This window comes from Corynebacterium hesseae (assembly GCF_037850265.1).
Classification (GTDB): Bacteria; Actinomycetota; Actinomycetes; order Mycobacteriales; family Mycobacteriaceae; genus Corynebacterium; species Corynebacterium hesseae.
In genome coordinates this window covers 1,904,702-1,917,162 of sequence record NZ_CP137211.1, presented here as the reverse complement: position 1 = coordinate 1,917,162, position 12,461 = coordinate 1,904,702, and the positions used below count along the sequence as shown (strand labels likewise).

The 12,461-nt window shown below is 61.6% G+C and carries 14 protein-coding genes; 8 read left to right on the top strand and 6 right to left on the bottom strand.

Annotation, left to right across the window (positions count from 1 at the left end; genetic code table 11):
* Window positions 1-120: 120 nt before the first annotated feature.
* Window positions 121-438 carry a hypothetical protein gene (locus tag R3O64_RS08955; protein WP_070519746.1) on the top strand — a complete coding sequence of 106 codons (318 nt, stop codon included), beginning with the start codon at window positions 121-123 and terminating at the stop codon, window positions 436-438.
* 34 nt (window positions 439-472) lie between these two features.
* Window positions 473-904 carry a hypothetical protein gene (locus R3O64_RS08950; protein ID WP_227485674.1) on the top strand — a complete coding sequence of 144 codons (432 nt, stop codon included), beginning with the start codon at window positions 473-475 and terminating at the stop codon, window positions 902-904.
* A gap of 309 nt (window positions 905-1,213) precedes the next feature.
* Here the strand turns inward: R3O64_RS08950 and R3O64_RS08945 are convergent, their stop codons facing one another.
* Entirely contained in the window at window positions 1,214-2,515 is a 1,302-nt protein-coding gene (locus R3O64_RS08945; RefSeq protein ID WP_154762628.1) for an MFS transporter, read from the bottom strand.
* Window positions 2,516-2,553: 38 nt separating this feature from the next.
* Here R3O64_RS08945 and thrC point away from each other — a divergent pair, with 38 nt between their 5' ends.
* The 5 genes from thrC to R3O64_RS08920 all read left to right on the top strand — a co-directional run bounded on the left by thrC (window position 2,554) and on the right by R3O64_RS08920 (window position 6,258).
* On the top strand, window positions 2,554-3,999 hold the full coding sequence (gene thrC, locus R3O64_RS08940) for a threonine synthase (protein ID WP_070683202.1): 1,446 nt from the start codon (window positions 2,554-2,556) through the stop codon (window positions 3,997-3,999).
* A 4-nt stretch (window positions 4,000-4,003) separates the two neighbouring features.
* A complete protein-coding gene (locus R3O64_RS08935) occupies window positions 4,004-4,156 on the top strand; it encodes a hypothetical protein (RefSeq protein ID WP_167595809.1) in 153 nt (50 codons plus the stop codon).
* A 55-nt stretch (window positions 4,157-4,211) separates the two neighbouring features.
* Window positions 4,212-4,997 carry a trypsin-like serine protease gene (locus R3O64_RS08930; RefSeq protein ID WP_339016718.1) on the top strand — a complete coding sequence of 262 codons (786 nt, stop codon included), beginning with the start codon at window positions 4,212-4,214 and terminating at the stop codon, window positions 4,995-4,997.
* 17 nt (window positions 4,998-5,014) lie between these two features.
* On the top strand, window positions 5,015-5,545 hold the full coding sequence (locus R3O64_RS08925; protein ID WP_339016717.1) for an NUDIX hydrolase: 531 nt from the start codon (window positions 5,015-5,017) through the stop codon (window positions 5,543-5,545).
* 131 nt (window positions 5,546-5,676) lie between these two features.
* Window positions 5,677-6,258 carry an META domain-containing protein gene (locus R3O64_RS08920; RefSeq protein ID WP_339016716.1) on the top strand — a complete coding sequence of 194 codons (582 nt, stop codon included), beginning with the start codon at window positions 5,677-5,679 and terminating at the stop codon, window positions 6,256-6,258.
* A 35-nt stretch (window positions 6,259-6,293) separates the two neighbouring features.
* Here the strand turns inward: R3O64_RS08920 and R3O64_RS08915 are convergent, their stop codons facing one another.
* Together R3O64_RS08915 and glnA are read right to left on the bottom strand one after the other, a co-directional pair.
* Entirely contained in the window at window positions 6,294-7,262 is a 969-nt protein-coding gene (locus R3O64_RS08915) for a TDT family transporter (RefSeq protein ID WP_284847952.1), read from the bottom strand.
* 222 nt (window positions 7,263-7,484) lie between these two features.
* The gene (gene glnA, locus R3O64_RS08910; protein WP_070519765.1) at window positions 7,485-8,918 is read right to left on the bottom strand and encodes a type I glutamate--ammonia ligase; all 1,434 of its coding nucleotides are present in this window, start codon (window positions 8,916-8,918) and stop codon (window positions 7,485-7,487) included.
* Between the two features lie 128 nt (window positions 8,919-9,046).
* Between glnA and R3O64_RS08905 the strand changes: the two genes are divergently transcribed.
* A complete protein-coding gene (locus R3O64_RS08905) occupies window positions 9,047-9,481 on the top strand; it encodes an RDD family protein (RefSeq protein ID WP_339016715.1) in 435 nt (144 codons plus the stop codon).
* Window positions 9,482-9,609: 128 nt separating this feature from the next.
* Here R3O64_RS08905 and R3O64_RS08900 read toward each other — a convergent pair whose 3' ends face one another.
* From R3O64_RS08900 to lipB, 3 genes are all read right to left on the bottom strand, one after another.
* Window positions 9,610-10,395 (bottom strand): DUF4191 domain-containing protein, encoded by a 786-nt coding sequence (locus R3O64_RS08900; protein ID WP_070519767.1) that lies wholly within the window; start codon window positions 10,393-10,395, stop codon window positions 9,610-9,612.
* A 42-nt stretch (window positions 10,396-10,437) separates the two neighbouring features.
* Window positions 10,438-11,511 (bottom strand): lipoyl synthase, encoded by a 1,074-nt coding sequence (gene lipA, locus R3O64_RS08895; RefSeq protein ID WP_070519769.1) that lies wholly within the window; start codon window positions 11,509-11,511, stop codon window positions 10,438-10,440.
* 109 nt (window positions 11,512-11,620) lie between these two features.
* On the bottom strand, window positions 11,621-12,427 hold the full coding sequence (lipB, locus tag R3O64_RS08890) for a lipoyl(octanoyl) transferase LipB (protein WP_144675306.1): 807 nt from the start codon (window positions 12,425-12,427) through the stop codon (window positions 11,621-11,623).
* Window positions 12,428-12,461 lie beyond the last annotated feature (34 nt).

The following is a 12,461-nucleotide window of genomic DNA, read 5'->3' as shown; positions in this document are numbered from 1 at the left end:
CCGGATCTATCCCTGAACTAAACGCACGCCCCTGTTCAATCAGGTGATAAGCCGTTAGCCTTAGACAGCAGTGAGCGGCACTTGCCCCGCGCCCTTCAAGGAGCCGAAAAGGAGAACACCATGAGCCTTAATCTTTCTCTCGACCTCAACGCTGCCACGCTTGCTGATCTCGATGCATTCTTGTCCGCCGCCCGAGCCGCCGGGTGCGATCCCGCCGCCGCGCTGAGCGTGGAGGGGACGGTGATGCGGTTGGACGTCGACAAGCCCCGCGTTGTCCCTCCTGAGCCGAAGCCAGAGACCCCACGCCGCAGCAGCCTCGATCGCTCCGTCGCAGAGTCAACTATCCGGTCCATCATTGATGCGCTGTCCGAGCGCCTGGATTCGCCGCATCCCCCGCGCGGTACCTCTTTTGGGACCTTTGGCCCTGGCGCGGATTAAGCCGGCGGTGTGAGAAAAGTCTAAGGTTGTGGCCGTGAAGTCCAAGCAGTTTATCGCCGTGTGGGTCCTCGTTGTGATCGCTGTCATCACCGCCGTCGGCGCAGGCTGGTGGGCCACAGAGAGGCACCAGGTGCCGGAGGGTGCACTGACCGTGGAGCAGGTGGTCAACGGTGGCGTCCCGCAGGATCAGTCGGTTGATGTTCAGCTCGACCCTGCTGAAAATGACCGCATTGTTTCGCTGGCAGAGGCACTGGGGATCCCGTCGGAGTCGGTTCCTCGCGGCCTCTTGTCGGTGGCATCAGACAGGTACCGCTCCCGCCAGATCCTCGAGACTGATCTCAAGAAGGCCGTGGAGGCGGGTGCAATTACGAAAGATGATGCGAAGGGTGTGCTCGCCGCCTTTGACGCCGGGGTCGTCGCCCCGGTGGATGGCCCGATTCTCGTGGAATCGACCCCGGCCGAATAGCCCGATGATCTCGCCCGGCTGGGGTGCCGGCGCGAACACACAGGGATTGGCAGGTGATACGCAGTCAACGGGGATCTGCCTGGCAGCCGCGGATCTTAAGCTCTCACGCACAGATAACGAATCGATAAAGGTTGGTGCGTTGAGGTGGAGAAACAACGAAAACTACGCGAGCTGCTCAGAACCGCCCTAGGGGTGAGCATTGCCGTCCTCGTTCCGATTGGCGGTGGGCTCGGGGTCTTCGAAGTGGCCAATTCGGTACCCCTTGAGGCGGCGTTCAGCGCCGCGGCCCTTCATTAGCCCAGCCCTGAACTAACCAACCTGCACGATGGTGACGTGCGGGCCGCCGTCCTCGCCCCGGCTGCGCAGGATGTGCGTGATGAGAACACCCACGATGCCAATGCACCACACGCCAAAGACTGCCCAAGCAGCGAGCCGGAAGTCATGGAAGGGGTAGTCAGGCCCATTACCCAAGTGATCGAGAACCATGCCGACGAGTTGGGCGCCGATGACCGTGGCGATGAAGCCTCCCATATTGGCCAGGCCCGTCGCCGTGGCAACGACAGTGCGGTCGAGGTTTTCACGGACAATGTCGAAACCGTAATTTGCCACCGGTGTGCACAGGGCTACCAGGCTGATGAGGATGAACAGCGAGAGATAGCTGCCACCGAAGAGGAAGAACAAGGCCCACACCGCGCAGTGGGTAGCCACAAACCCTAAGGCGAGCCACGGGCGGAAACCGCTGGCCCTGGAGGAAAGCTTGCCGTGCAGTGGGCCGACGAGCACCATGCACACGCTAAACCACGTCAGGATCCAGCCGGCGCTAGTCTTAGAAAAATCCATGCCTGCAGTCATCAGCGGCACGCCCCATAGCATGACGAACACGTTGGTGGCCCCCAGGCCGATCCAGTGAATAAAGAATGCCTGCCAGGCTACGGGGGAACGGAAAACGGTGGATAACAGCGCTGCTGTGCTTTCCGGCTTCGCGTTAGGTTTTTCTTTCGGCTTGGGCACGATGCCGAGGGATTCTGGGGAATCAGCCACCGCCACCGCGGCCGCAACGGCGATGAGGATGCCCACCGCACCCAAGCTAACGAAGGCCATGGTCCACCCACCCCAGCCCAGCAGCATGGCGAAAGGAAGGGCGGACAAGAACTGGCCCAGCTGCCCAAGCGACGAGGTGACCTGAGTGAACATGGGGGTGCGGTGCAGCGGGAACCAGTAGGGCAAGATACGCATCACGGAGAGGAAGGCGGTGGCATCGCCCGCGCCGATGAGCAGGCGGGCGGCGATGGCTACCCAATAATTGTTGGTGAAGCCAAGGAGTACCTGACCCACGCCCATGATGACGGAACCAATGACGAGCAGGCGCCGCGGCCCGAACTTATCGATGAGCATCCCGGTAGGGATCTGCGCCAGCGAATAGATACCCAATTGCACCGCGGTGAACACGGCAATGCGGGAGGCATCGACCTCGAAGCGATCGATGGCTTCGAGGCCCGCCACGCCAAAGGACGTGCGGCCGGTCATCGCCACGATATAGACCAACACCGCAGCCACCCACACAGAGAGAGCCTTCGTGGTAATTACATTGCGTGGATGAGGAGCCGACATGGCTGATACTTTACGCGTCACCAACTAAGATGCAGGGGGTGAAGTACATTTCGACCCGCGATACCGCCCGCCAGCCCGCCGCCTTTACGGATATCCTCCTTGGAGGTTTGGCCCCTGATGGTGGGCTCTACCTGCCGGAAACCTATCCCCGCATTGATGACGCCACCCTTACCCAGTGGCGCCAGACCTTGGCTGAAGGCGGCTACGCGGCCCTGGCCGCGGAGGTGCTCAAGCTCTTCGTGGACGATATTCCTGCAGAGGACCTCGAGGGGATTGCCCAGCGCGCCTACACCTACCCGAAGTTCGACGATGAGGAAATCGTCCCCGTCAGCGAACTGGGGGAGGGCCTGTACATTGGTCACCTCTCTGAAGGGCCGACGGCCGCCTTCAAGGACATGGCCATGCAAATGTTGGGCGAGCTCTTCGAATACGAGCTGGCCCGCCGTGGCGAAACCCTCAACATCCTGGGTGCTACCTCGGGTGACACCGGTTCCTCGGCGGAGTACGCCATGCGCGGTCGCAAGGGCATCCGCGTCTTCATGCTGACCCCGGCCGGGCGCATGACGCCCTTCCAGCAAGCCCAGATGTTCGGGCTGGATGACCCGAATATCTGCAATATCGCCCTCGACGGCGTCTTTGATGACTGCCAGGACGTGGTCAAGGCGGTATCGGCCGACGCCAACTTCAAGGCCGAGAACCGCATCGGTGCGGTCAACTCCATTAACTGGGCCCGCCTCATGGCGCAGGTGGTCTACTACGTCAACTGCTACCTCAAGGTCACCACGGAGAACACCGAGAAGGTCTCCTTCAGTGTGCCCACCGGCAACTTTGGTGATATCTGCGCCGGCCACATCGCCCGCCAGATGGGCCTGCCCATCGACAAACTCATCGTCGCAACCAATGAGAATGACGTGCTCGATGAGTTCTTCCGCACCGGCAGCTACCGCCCGCGCTCCTCGGAGCAGACGTACAAGACGTCCTCGCCGTCGATGGATATTTCCCGTGCCTCGAACTTCGAGCGCTTCGCCTTTGACCTGCTTGGCCGCGATGCCGCACAAATCAAGGATCTGTTTGGCACGAAGGTGAAGGAAGGCGGGTTTAACGTCGACAAGCAGGCGCTCGACGCCGCCCACGCAGAGTACGGCTTCCTGTCTGGTTCCTCCACCCACGCGGACCGCCTCGCCACCATCAAGGATGTCCACGAGCGCTACAACGTGCTGGTGGATCCGCACACTGCCGACGGCATCAAGGTTGCCCGCGCAGTCAAAGATGAGTACGGCGTTGACACTCCCATCGTGTGCCTAGAAACCGCGCTTCCGGTGAAATTCGCGGAGACCATCTCGGAAGCCATCGGCAGCGAGCCGGAGGTGCCGGAGCGTTTCGCTGGAATCCTGGAAGCCGAGCGCCACGTCACCGATCTGCCCAACGATGCGGCGGCGGTGAAGGATTACATCACGCAATACATCAAGAGCACGGAGGTTTAAGCCAATGGCACAGGAACAGTTCTCGGGTCCGGAGTATTTCACCGAGTTTGACCCGGAGAAGTTCATCCGTGACATGAAGCAGGTCGCTGAGATGGAGAAGGAAAACAAGGATCACAAGGCGGACCCGGGTGAGGCTGCATCCGCTCAGGAGGACTAGGCCTTGCCTTCTGGTGGTGCTCAGCGCGACTGCGCTGGCAGTGGCTGGATGCTCAATGCCTACGGGGGTTGACTCCGTTCCCGAAGCTGCCTCGAGCACGTCCGAGTACACCACTATGACGCCGGCTCCGCCGCAGACGCATACGCCCGATGCCTCCCCAGTGCCGCCAGGCGCGGCGCTCGACATTTCTGCTATGCAGCCCGTTCCCGGCGAAGCCTTTGACTTCAACCTTTGCACGGTGGCGTGGAGCTTTGTGCTTGACGACGCCCGTACCATCGCCGTCACCGCCTCCCATTGCGGTGAGCCGGGGGATACGGTGTGGGCAGGTGCTGAGGATAGGGAATTCGTGTACCCAGCGGAGCCCGTCGGCACCATCATCTATTCCGATCTCAGCTCACCTGACACACACCAGCTCGACTTCGCTTTGGTGGAGATCACGCGGCAGGCGGAGTTTTATGTCCCGCAGGACATGCCTACTAGCGTGGTCGCTGCGGGGCAGGAGGAGCTCCCCGATGAAGTGTGCAAGCTGGGGCGCATTACCGGTGAGACCTGCGGCCCGCTTACTCACGGCGAGGGACACGGGAAACTCCAGTTTGGTGACCGCACAGTGGATACCGTCTCCGCGCGCGCCCAAGTCTGCTCCACGCACGGCGATTCGGGCGCTCCGGTCTTTGGCGCGCCGGGCAGCGCCTTTGAAGGCGTGATCGTCGGGGTTCTGTCGGGGACGACGGAAGCCGCGGCAAGCAGTCAGGGCTGCGCCGACGGGTCGCCGGCGGAGATGTCTTTTACCCCTGCCTCCGACATTGAGGCACTCCTGCCGGAGATTCTGGAGCGGGTTTAGGCGCTAAGATTGAACCCATGCCGACTCCTGATTTTATTGTGTCCCTGCGTGAGAAGATTGGTCACGAGCAGCTCTTCCTTCCCAGCGTGACCGCGGTTATTGTGCGGGCGGTTCCTACCGGTTCTGCGATATGGGAGCTGCCTTCAGTGCTGCTGGCCCAGCGAGCCGACAACGGCACATGGGCCCCCATCTCCGGTATTTGTGAGCCTGGCGAGGAAGTCACGACGACCGCGTTGCGTGAGCTCAAGGAAGAGGTGGGCCTCGATGGCCGCATCGAAGCGCTCCTCGGCGTCGGTCAGGTGGGCCCAGTAGTCTGTCCCAATGGGGATAAGTGCCTCTACATGGATACCGCCATCCGTGTCTCCGTTCCGGATGATGCGGAGCCGGTGATTTCCGACGAAGAGAACCTTGCCGCGCAGTGGTTCTCCGTGGCACAGATGCCCACCTCAGTCAGCGCCCGCCACCGCATGATCATCGGCGATGCCGTGGCACAGATGAAACATCCGCAGGGCTTCCGTCCGCGGATGGGCTACGTTAAGCGCAACTAAAAGCCCCGGTTAGGGGGTCTTTTCTTTGAGGTTTGTCCGTGGGCTGGGAATCGTTGGAGTTACCGCAAAGTATCATCAGAAACGCATGAAATGGGTTGATGTTGCCGGCGGTGCTCGATAGCTTCGGGGTCATGATTTCACGCACACTGAAGAAAGTAACCACTGCAACTGCGTTCGTCGCCCTCGCAGGCGGCGTCCTGGGTGCCGGTACTGCCGGTGCGCAGGAACCATCCTCCGCTGACTCCGTGAAGTCCAGCCAGATTCAGGAGCTGAGCTCGCGCCTGTTCGGTGACTCCTTCTCCTCCTCCACGAAGCCGGAAGCTCCGCAAGGTTCTGGCTTGATTGAGAAGTACGAGGACATCGACGGTCTGCAGGAGAAGCTGCCGGCTGATGAGGCTCAGAAGGTTCTCAACGGTACCTTCACCGCTAAGAAGAACCCGGCGATTTCCGTGACCTTCAATGAGGACGGAACTCTAACCTACGATGACGGCTGCAACTCCGGTGGCGGCAGCTACAAGCTGGACCAGACCGATGCCATCGTGGCGGAGAACCTGACTTCCACGATGCGTGCTTGCTCCCCTGAAGAGATGGCCGATGCCGATGCGCTCAACACCATCCTCACCGCTAAGCCGGTCGTTATCCCCGTGGAGGGCAACACCTTCGCGCTGGGCAGCCAGGGCCAGGCCATCCAGTTCACCAAGGCTGAAAACTAAAGCCTGTTAAACACCTGGCAGCGTGCACCGCGGAGCTAGTTCGAGATTGGGCTAGCTCCGCTTCTCTGTGCGCGCCGGCCTTCGATGAGCCAGCTAATGAAGCGGCAGGAGCAGGCAGACCAGTGCGCGATGAGGAGCAACGGGATGCTGAGCGCGATGACGTCGAGAAGCTCCGAGCCATTCACCAGGGCTACCTGGTGACCACCCATGCTGACCGTCCCCGGTGGGAAGGTGCAGGCCCACCATGCGGGCGAGTAGTCCACCCAGCGAGCCACATTGGGGTAGAAGGTGATCATGGCATAGAGCGCGAGGGGGACGGCGATCACCATGGCGGTCAGCCCGTAATAGACGGAAACATGACCGGGGTAGAGGATCTGCATCGCGGTGGTGGATTGGCCCACCACGCCCAGCGGAACCCAGGCGGTAGCTGAGTTGGCCCCGGAGAGATTTACCTTGCCGTGCCAAGCGGCCCAATACACGCGGATGAAGGTGGGGACCGCGGTAGAGATCGACATGACGAAAAGAATGGTGCCCATGACGTGGTAGGCATGTCCGTAGTCGAGGGCAAGGAAGCCAGCCACGGAGGATGAAATCATGGGACCGACCAGCGGCAGGCCCCAGGTAAAGCGCGGTTCACCGTCGAAGCGGGTGAGCTGAATAGCCCACGTGATGACGGTGACGGGTCCGCCGATCCAAAAGCCGACGAGGCGGAAGGTTCCGATATCCGTCAACCCGGACAGCGCTGCGCCGAGCGCCAGGATGCCGATGAAATACATGGACCATTCAGCCATCGAGGTTCGCGCGAAGCTGGGCTGACGGTATAGCGCAAAGCCAACCGTCAGCACGAGGAGAATAATGCAGGATAGCGCTGCGAAAACGGCGGAGCCTGTCAGCATGCCCTCCTCAACGAGCAGCCGAGAGACGATGGAGGTTCCCATGAGGCTGCCGCCCCATGCGGGCCCGGGCGGTGGCAGTTGGCGGAATCTGTCAGTCACAGCTGGAATGGTAGCCATCCCACTGCATTTCGGCCCCATTGATCCGCATAATTGGGCCGTGAGATTGCACCCTGTTGCGCTCGGCAGTAGGGGAGGGCACACAGGATGTGCGTGGGCGGTTGACTTCACCGTCGGCAGCGATGCTCACTGCGTAATACGACGACGGGCCCCGACGGTTCTTTCGAATCGTCAGGGCCCGGATCGGATACAGAGCTGGCGTAGAGCTAGGCTCTAGCAGTCGTAGTACATCTCAAATTCCTGCGGAGTCGGACGCAGGCGGACCGGCGCAATCTCGTTCTCGCGCTTGTAGTTGATGTAGGTCTCGATGAGGTCCTCGGAGAAGACATCGCCCTCGGTGAGGAAGTCGTTGTCTTCCTCGAGTGCTGCGATGGAGGCCTCCAGGGAGGTCGGTGCCTGCGGGATGGAGGCGGCCTCTGCCGGCGGCAGCTCGTAGAGGTCCTTGTCCACCGGAGCGTGCGGCTCGATGCGGTTCTTGATGCCGTCGAGGCCCGCCATCATCATGGCAGCGAAACCGAAGTAGGGGTTGCCCGACGGATCCGGAGCGCGGAACTCGATGCGCTTGGCCTTCGGGTTGGAGCCGGTAATCGGAATACGAATAGCAGCCGAGCGGTTGCGCTGCGAGTACACCAGGTTAATCGGCGCCTCGAAGCCCGGAACGAGGCGGTGGTAGGAGTTCAGGGTGGGGTTCGTGAACGCCAGCACAGCCGGTGCGTGGGCCAGGATGCCGCCGATGTAGTAGCGAGCCATGTCGGACAAACCGGCGTAGCCAGCCTCATCGTGGAAGAGCGGCTTGCCGTCCTGCCACAGGGACATGTGGGCGTGCATACCGGAACCATTATCGCCCGCCAGCGGCTTGGGCATAAAGGTTACGGACTTACCAAACTGCTCCGCGGTGTTCTTGATGATGTACTTGAAGGTCTGAATATCATCAGCCGCGTGCAGCAGGGAGTTGAAGCGGTAGTTGATCTCGTTCTGACCGCTGCCCACCTCGTGGTGGAAGCGCTCGATGGTGAATCCAGCCTTCTGCAGCTGCTCCACCATGGCGTCGCGGACTTCGCCGTGCTTGTCGACGGGTGCCGTCGGGAAGTAGCCGCCCTTCACGCGAGTCTTAAAGCCGGTGTTCGGGGTGCCGTCGAAGTTGGTCTCAGAACCGCGGTTCCACCAGCCCTCGTCGGTATCAACCTCGTAGAAGCCGTTGTGGACATCGGTGCCGTAGCGAACGGAGTCGAAGATGTAGAACTCAGCTTCAGCGCCGAAGTTACAGGTATCCGCGATGCCGGTGGAGGAGAGGTATTCCTCAGCCTTGCGGGCGATGTTGCGCGGGTCGCGGCTAAAGGGCTCCAGGGTGAACGGGTCGTGGACGAAGAACTTGATGTTCAGGGTCTTCGCGGTGCGGAAGGGATCCACGAAGGCAGTCTTCGGATCCGGCAACAGCGTCATGTCGGACTCATCGATGGTGGTGAATCCGCGGATGGACGAACCATCAAAAGCAAGGCCGTCGGCGGCTGCGTCTTCAGTAAATTCCTCGGCCGGAATAGAGAAGTGGTGCTCGGTGCCGGGGACGTCCGTAAACCGGATGTCAACGAACTTGACGTCCTCTTCCTTGATGAATGTGATGACGTCCTGGATTGTCTCAAAGGACACGGTAGTCTCCTGTTGGTTGACGTGTAGTACTCCCGACTAGTTTACAGGTATTGGCTGCATCACTGGGACGCGTGGGCACCTGAAGGCAAAATTTCTGCTCGGGATGGACGGCGGCTAGATTGGTGGGCATGGCAGATAACAACGATGGCATCGGGTCGGGGCAGTGGCCTGGGCAGGCATTGGGCTTGCCCAAGGAGGGGCCAGGTGCCCTGGCGTCGGTAATGCGGCGTACGTTCGGCGTGTTAATTGACTGGATTTTGGCCATGATCATTGCCAACGTTCTCGAGCTCTTCACCGACAATCTGGGCGGTCCCGCCTTCTTGGGTTATGCAGTGTGGGTAGTCATGGGCATCGTGTGCGGGTGGCTGTTCGCCCGCACCCCGGGCATGGCGTTGCTCGGTATGGGCGTGGCGCGCCTCGATGTCCCGGGCAGTTCCGTTGGCTTGTGGCGGGCCGCGGTCCGCACGCTGCTGACTGCTGTGCTGTTTCCCGCAGCGATGGTCGATGCCGACGGGCGTGGCCTCCACGACCGCGCCACCGGCACCGCCGTCATCATGGCCTAAGGCTGTTGGGACCAGCGATAAAGCTGCTGGGGTGCGTGAGGCAACTAGGCCGGGAGGCTTCGAAGGCAACGAAAAGGGTCCCTTCCGAACTCTCGGAAGGGACCCTTTTTGTGCTTGGAGCTAGTGGCTTATTTGCCGCCCTTGCGCTCCTGCATGCGGCGCATACGGCGGTTCATGCCCGCCATGTTCTGAGCCTGGCGGGGCATCGGGCCCTTGGGCAGACCAGGGGTGGTGCCCGGCAGATCATCCATGGCCTCGATACGGCGAATGTTGTCGTAGGTTTCGTTCTTGTTGTAGTTGCGCGGCAGCTTCATAATGTGGCTGCGCAGCTTAGACACGGGAACCTCGTCCTCGCCATTGCCCACGAAGACCTCGTACACCGGCACGCCGCCGGCCATGCGGTCCACGCGCTTCTTCAAGCGGTTAAGAGTAGGGCCGACGCGCTTGCGGTCGCCCTCGACGACGAAGATGACGCCCGAGTTGCCGATAACGCGGTGGATAAGGTCCTGCTGGCGGGTAGCGGCCACACCAGTCTTGACCTTCCACACCACGCCGACGGTGTTGCGCAGCTGCTGCTCCAAGGCCCAGCCGGCGGCGCCAGGCTGATCCTCCACCTTCTTGTACATATCGCGCTCGAGGCGGCGGGTAAACAAGAACATGGCCAGGATGGCGCCGATGCCCAAGCCCAAGATGAGCATGAACCACTCGCCGTTGAAGAGCATGCCGATAAGGAAGAAGAGCAAGCCCATGCCCAAGAATGCAGCCAGCATGATGGGGATGAGCGCCTTATCCTGCTTGCGCTGCATGTTGAACGCTTGCCACATCTGTGACCAGTTTTGCTTGCGCTGGGCGCGTTTGGCCGCGCGCTCCTGCTTCTTCGCTTCCTTCAGCGATGCCTTGTCGTCGTTAGCCATGGCTCCTACTTTAGAGGTCAGAGGGTCAAAAAGAGAATCGAACTAGCGAATAGTGGACGCCGCAGAGTTCGGGTTCGCTGCACCAGCCGGGGTCTTAACCATACGCGTGGTCACCGGAGTCTCCTCGGAGGGGCCGTACTTCTCCAGAAGCGTGGAGGCCTCTTGGGCGGTAGCGCCCTGAGAGGTCTCAGCCAGGTGCTTGAGGTTTTCCGGCAGCTCGAGACCGCGGGCCTCCATGGCCTGCACGTAAAGGCGGCCAGCGCGGTAGGAGGAGCGGACCAGCGGGCCGGACATGACGCCGCCGAAGCCGAGCTCCTTGGCAAGCTTGGAGTGCTCCACGAACTCCTCTGGGCGTACCCAGCGCTCGATCGGGTGGAAGCGCGGGCCGGGGCGCAGGTACTGGGTAATCGTGATGATGTCGCAGCCCACCTCGCGGAGATCGCGCAGAGCTTCCTCGATCTCCTCGGCGGTTTCACCCATGCCCAGGATGAGGTTGGACTTGGTGATCAAACCGAAGTCGTGGGCCTGGCGGATGACGTCGAGTGAACGCTCATAGCGGAAGGCCGGGCGGATGCGCTTGAAGATGCGCGGCACCGTCTCCAGGTTGTGGGCGAAGACCTCAGGGCGGGCTTCAAAAACCTCTTGGAGCAAATCCGGCTTACCGGAGAAGTCCGGGGTGAGGTTCTCCACGCCGGTATTGGGGTTGAGCTCATGAATCTTGCGCACAACCTCGGCGTAGAGCCAGGCGCCCTCGTCGGGCAGATCATCGCGGGTCACGCCGGTGATGGTGGTGTAGTTGAGATCCATCTCCTGGATGTTCTCGGCCACGCGGCGCGGCTCGTCGCGGTCCAATTCCTCCGGCTTGCCGGTGGCGATATCGCAGAAATCGCAGCGGCGGGTGCACTTGTCACCGCCGATGAGGAAGGTGGCCTCGCGCGATTCCCAGCACTCGTGAATATTGGGGCAGCCGGCCTCCTGGCACACGGTGTGCAGGGAAGCTCCGGATACGCGTGATTTCATGTCCTCATAACCCGGTCCGGTGCGAACCTGGTTGCGGATCCAGCGTGGCTTCTGTTCGATGGGCGACTCCGCATTTTTCTTCTCAATGCGGAGCATCTTGCGTCCTTCAGGCTTAACAGTCACGGAACCTCACTTTACGCGTTGGGGTTAGCTCTTCCTAATACAAGTCCTGCGAGAGCCGGGTTTATTCCACCGAGGGTATCTTCTACTTTCCCTCTGCTGCTTTGCGGGCTTGGCGTGCCTTCTCGTTGGCCACCTTGATGGGATCAGGCGCCGAGGCGAAGGTGTGGTCGGCCACGGTGAGTTCGCCGGAGAGGGCTTTGAGGAGGGCGTCGAGAAGCGGCGCTTCCGCTTCCTGGATGGTGACCTCGCGGCCAAGCTCCAGCGAGAGGGTTGACACGTCGGCATCGTCGATACCGCAGGCCACGATGTGCTCGTAGTATTCCAGGGTATTGGTGCAATTGAGCGCTAGGCCGTGCATGGTCACGCCGCGGGTAACGCGGATGCCTAGCGCCCCCAGCTTGCGGTCGCGCCTCGGAGCGGCCGGGTCGGCGGCGCGGGTGGTGGACGGAACCCACACGCCAGAGCGGCCGTCGATGCGCCCGGCGGTGCTCACTCCGAGTTCGCGGACGGCTTGGATGATGGCCTCCTCGAGGCGGCGAACATAGTCCACGACGTCCACCGGTTCCGCCAGCTTGATAATGGGGTAGACCACCAGCTGGCCCTCGCCGTGCCAGGTAATGCGCCCGCCGCGGTCGACGTCAATGACCGGCAGGCCGTTATCGGGCATATCCTCCGGCTGCGTGCGCTTGCCGGCGGTGTAGACGTTGGGGTGCTCAACCACGAGGATGACATCACCCTGCGTGCCCGCCGCCCGCGCTGCGGCGAGCTCGGCCTGGAGATCCCAGGCCTCTTGGTAGCCCATGCGGCCCAAGCGGCGGATCTCCAGTGGCTCGTCGGAAGCGCGAATAGAGCGGTTGGCGGGAAAGAAAGGTTCGCGGGGAGCAGTCATGGATACCCATGCTAGTCCCCGCGAAGATTCAGCC

Excerpts from the sequence above, each read along its gene's own strand:
- R3O64_RS08935 (WP_167595809.1), top strand. The coding sequence starts at position 4,004 with ATGGCACAGGAACAGTTCTCGGGTCCGGAGTATTTCACCGAGTTTGAC.
- R3O64_RS08905 (WP_339016715.1), top strand. The coding sequence starts at position 9,047 with ATGGCAGATAACAACGATGGCATCGGGTCGGGGCAGTGGCCTGGGCAG.
- R3O64_RS08930 (WP_339016718.1), top strand. The coding sequence starts at position 4,212 with ATGCCTACGGGGGTTGACTCCGTTCCCGAAGCTGCCTCGAGCACGTCC.
- lipA (WP_070519769.1), bottom strand. The coding sequence starts at position 11,511 with ATGCTCCGCATTGAGAAGAAAAATGCGGAGTCGCCCATCGAACAGAAG.
- R3O64_RS08925 (WP_339016717.1), top strand. The coding sequence starts at position 5,015 with ATGCCGACTCCTGATTTTATTGTGTCCCTGCGTGAGAAGATTGGTCAC.
- R3O64_RS08900 (WP_070519767.1), bottom strand. The coding sequence starts at position 10,395 with ATGGCTAACGACGACAAGGCATCGCTGAAGGAAGCGAAGAAGCAGGAG.
- lipB (WP_144675306.1), bottom strand. The coding sequence starts at position 12,427 with ATGACTGCTCCCCGCGAACCTTTCTTTCCCGCCAACCGCTCTATTCGC.
- R3O64_RS08955 (WP_070519746.1), top strand. The coding sequence starts at position 121 with ATGAGCCTTAATCTTTCTCTCGACCTCAACGCTGCCACGCTTGCTGAT.
- R3O64_RS08945 (WP_154762628.1), bottom strand. The coding sequence starts at position 2,515 with ATGTCGGCTCCTCATCCACGCAATGTAATTACCACGAAGGCTCTCTCT.
- R3O64_RS08920 (WP_339016716.1), top strand. The coding sequence starts at position 5,677 with ATGATTTCACGCACACTGAAGAAAGTAACCACTGCAACTGCGTTCGTC.